Source organism: Streptomyces phyllanthi (genome assembly GCF_009377205.1).
Lineage (GTDB): Bacteria > Actinomycetota > Actinomycetes > Streptomycetales > Streptomycetaceae > Streptomyces > Streptomyces phyllanthi.
Genome location: NZ_VJZE01000650.1, coordinates 1 through 3,899, shown reverse-complemented (window position 1 = coordinate 3,899; position 3,899 = coordinate 1). Strand labels below are relative to the sequence as shown.

General features: G+C 69.5%; 3 protein-coding genes. 2 read left to right on the top strand and 1 reads right to left on the bottom strand.

The features are described from left to right. Positions 1-6: 6 nt before the first annotated feature. Together FNH04_RS42800 and FNH04_RS42795 are read left to right on the top strand one after the other, a co-directional pair. Positions 7-1,494: a GntP family permease gene (locus FNH04_RS42800; protein WP_152791639.1), complete on the top strand. Its 1,488-nt coding sequence runs from the start codon at positions 7-9 to the stop codon at positions 1,492-1,494. A gap of 134 nt (positions 1,495-1,628) precedes the next feature. Next, on the top strand, positions 1,629-2,234 hold the full coding sequence (locus FNH04_RS42795) for a hypothetical protein (RefSeq protein ID WP_322725493.1): 606 nt from the start codon (positions 1,629-1,631) through the stop codon (positions 2,232-2,234). 66 nt (positions 2,235-2,300) lie between these two features. Here FNH04_RS42795 and FNH04_RS42790 read toward each other — a convergent pair whose 3' ends face one another. Continuing rightward, positions 2,301-3,653, bottom strand: a complete 1,353-nt coding sequence (locus FNH04_RS42790; protein ID WP_152791637.1) for a M14 family metallopeptidase — start codon at positions 3,651-3,653, stop codon at positions 2,301-2,303. Positions 3,654-3,899 lie beyond the last annotated feature (246 nt).

The following is a 3,899-nucleotide window of genomic DNA, read 5'->3' as shown; positions in this document are numbered from 1 at the left end:
CCCCCACTGTCCTCCCCCCACCCGCTCGCGGCACCGGCTCCCGCCGCGGAGGCACCCCCTCACACCGGCGGCCTGCTCGTACTCGTCGACGGCACCGCCGGACTCCTCACGGTCGCCGCCCTCGGCATCGTCCTGCTCCTCGTCCTGATCATCAGGTTCAGACTCCAGCCGTTCGTGGCCCTCCTGGCGGTCTCCATAGCCGTCGGCCTGGCGGCGGGCCTGTCCGTCACCGAACTCTTCGGCACGGTCCAGAAGTCGGACGCGGTCTCCACCATCGAGTCCGGCATGGGCGGCATCCTCGGCCATGTCGCGATCATCATCGGCCTCGGCACGATGCTCGGCGCGATCCTGGAGGTCAGCGGCGGCGCGGAGGTCCTGGCCTCCCGCCTCCTGAACCTCTTCGGGGAGAAGCGCGCACCCCTCGCCATGGGCCTCACGGGCCTCATCTTCGGTATCCCGGTCTTCTTCGACGTCGGCATCTTCGTCCTCGCGCCGATCGTCTACGCCGCCGCCAAGCGCTCCGGCAAGTCGATCCTCCTGTACTGCATGCCGCTGCTCGCGGGCCTGTCCGTGACCCACGCCTTCCTGCCCCCGCACCCCGGCCCGGTGGCCGCCGCCGGACTCCTCAAGGTGGACCTCGGCTGGGTCATCCTCATGGGCGTCGTCTGCGGCATCCCCGCCGTGATCGCCGCCTGGGTGTACTCCGACTGGATCGGCAAGCGGATCTTCGTCGCCGTACCGCAGGACATGGTGGAGGCGGCGGCCGAGGCCCGGCAGGCCGTGATCGACGAGCAGCGGGCGTCCGGTGTCGAGCCCCAGGAGAAGCCGGTGCCGCTCACCACGGTGCTCGCCATCATCGGTACGCCGCTGGTCCTGATCCTCGCCGCCACGTTCTCCTCGATCGCCCTCGACCCCTCCACGGGCCGCTCGGTGGTCGAGTTCTTCGGCAACCCCTTCGTGGCGCTGACGATCGCCCTGTTCCTCGCGTACTACCTGCTCGGCATCCGGCGCGGCTGGTCCCGCCAGTCCCTGGAAACGGTGTCCACCGCCTCCCTCAAGCCGGTCGGCAACATCCTGCTCGTCGTCGGCGCGGGCGGGGTCTTCGGCGCGGTCCTCAAGGCCAGCGGGGTCGCCCAGGCCCTCTCGGACACCTTCAACGACGTGGGCCTCCCGGTGATCGTCCTTTCCTACCTGATCTCGGTGGTCCTGCGCGTGGCCCAGGGCTCGGCGACGGTCGCGATCGTCACGACGGCGGGCATCGTCGCCCCGCTGCTGTCGGAGGGCGACCACTCCCAGGCCTTCATCGCCCTGGTCATCATGTCCATCTCGGCGGGCTCCATCTTCGCCTCCCACGTCAACGACGGCGGCTTCTGGATGGTGGCCAAGTACTTCGGCATCAGCGAGCGGGACACGCTCAAGTCCTGGACCGTGCTGGAGACCGTGCTGTCGGTGGCGGGCTTCGTGGTGGCGGCGGTGCTGAGCCTGTTCGTGTGACGCGTGCGGGTGCAACAACGTGTTCGTATGACGCGCCGTCGTATCACGGTCGTATCGGGCGTCTTCATATAACGCGTGTAACGAACAAGGGGCTGGCTGTGCCCGGCACAGGATCGTCGACCATACTGCCCGCTGTGGAGCAGCGCATAGGTTCGAGCAGCCAGCCCCTGGAGGGCGCCGGATTCGACCCGGCCTTCATCCCCGGGCTCACCTCACCCGCGTCCGGCCGGCCGGAGAACGCGAAGCCGGAGGACGCCAGGCCGGAGGACACCGCCGAGGCCGATGAGGCCGGTGAGGCGGGCCCGGACGAGGCGGAGGCGGCGGACGACGGGGAGACGTCCGGGAAGTCCTCCGCCGAAGCCGAGGAGGCGGAGGAAGCCACCGAGGACGAGACCGGCGAGGAGGAAGCCCCCGACGGTCCCGTCTTCGAGGCCTCCGACCGCCGGGCGAGGATCGTCGCGGACCACAAGGGCGTGAGACTCTCCCTGGACGACCAGGCGTGCGAGTTCCGCTGGGACGAGATCGGCGCCCTGGAGACCGAGACCCCGCGCTTCGGGAAGCGGTTCACGATCACGGTGCACACCCCCGACCGCCGCTGGTACCCGATCGAGATCGAGGCGAAGTCCAGGAGCAGCTTCCAGGAGTGGGAGTCGCGGCTGGACGAGGTGCTGGACGCGTACTTCGAGGAGGGCGCGGCCGAGGTGGAGGACGGCGAGGCCGAGGAGGACAGCGCCCCGTAACGGGCGAGGGGAACCGCGCGACCGGCCGCGACCGGCGCGCGGTTCCCCGAGCACGTCAGCTCCGCGTCAGCAGTACTGCGCCTCCTTGCCGATGGACCGGTACATGCAGTCCGCGTTCTCCAGCAACTGGAGCACCGCGTCCCGGTTCCGGGACGTCTCCCGCTCGATCACCTCGTCGGGCGGGTAGAAACCACCGCCGCCGGCCGACGACGGGTACATCTCGAAGGTGTAGCCGAAGATCTTCTGGCTGCCCCACAGCCAGTCGTCGATCGAGCCGTCCGTGATGTAGAGGTCACTGGACTGCTCGGGCGTGTAGCCGTTGCTCGCGGCCATCTTCTCGCCGACGGCGGCGAACGCGTTGCGGTCGTCCGCCGTCATCCCGGTGGTGGTGTTGGCGGTGGTGTACCCGAAGGGCCAGAGCACCAGTTCGCTGTACGTGTGGAAGTCGACGCCGGCCTTGATCTGCTGGACGCCGCCGACGACCCGGCTGCGTACGAAGTCGGCGACGACCTTCACCTCGGGGGCGGACTCGGGAGCGGTGCCGCGGTACGTCTCGGAGGACGTGGACCCGGAGGACCCGCCGCAGCAGCCCCACCGGTAGTTCCAGTTGCGGTTCATGTCGGTGCCGACGTACGACGAACCGCTGTTGGGCTGCCGGTTCTTGCGCCACGACCGGTAGGCCCCGGTGGCGATGTCGTACTCGCCGCCGTCCGGGTTGAGGTCCGGGACGATCCAGATCTCGCGGTTGTTCACCATGTTGGTGACCCGGGAGTCGGACCCGTACCCGGCGCCGAGCTCGCGCATGAGGTAGAGCGCCATCTCGACCGTGAGGTGCTCACGGGCGTGCTGATGGTGCGTGAACAGCACCTCGGGCTCGGACTCGTCGCTCGCGACGTTGTCGCTGATCTTGATGGCGACGATGTCGCGGCCCTGGTACGACTTGCCGATCACGCGCTTGCTCATGATGTTCGGATACGCCGCGAGACGCTGGTCGATCTCCGTGTTCATCTCGGCGTAGTTGTGGTAGCGCGAGTCGGCGGACGGGAAGTCGAAGAGGCGTATGTCGTCCTCGCCGTTCGACCTGTCCGGGACGGCGCCCGCCGGCGTGACGTCGTATCCGAGCTGCCGCAGCTTCTTCACCTGGTCCGCGCGACCGGAGATGAAGACGGTGTGGTCGTCGGCGCCGTCCACGGTCACGCCGGCCTGCTGGAGCGCCGTACGGGACTTGGCGTCCGAGTGCATCGTGACCTCGTACTGGCGGATGTCGTCCGCCGAGGCCGCCGGGCGCTTCGCGCTGGTCGCGGTGGCGCTGGTGGTCGTCGCGGCCACGGGGGCGGCGAGGGCGAGCGCCAGCACGCCGACGAGGGCCGCGGAGCGGCGACCTGGTCTGTTGCGGGCGCCGCGTATGCGGAGTCGCATGAAGTCTCCTAGTTTCTCCAGGGGATCCGGGGTCTCCGGAAGGGGAGTGGAGCGGGGGGTGTCTCAGTGCGACGTGCGACGTACGCGGCTGCCGCCGGCCGTGTGGGGGCCGCCGGCAACCGGGGGTGCGGGTGTGGCGCTCATGGTGAGGGCGTGGCATGAGCAGGTCAAGAGTGCGTCCGGCTGTGCGGTGGCCACGGGTGGCCTGAACCAACCGGAATCCGACCGGCTCGGCCCCGCCCCGCC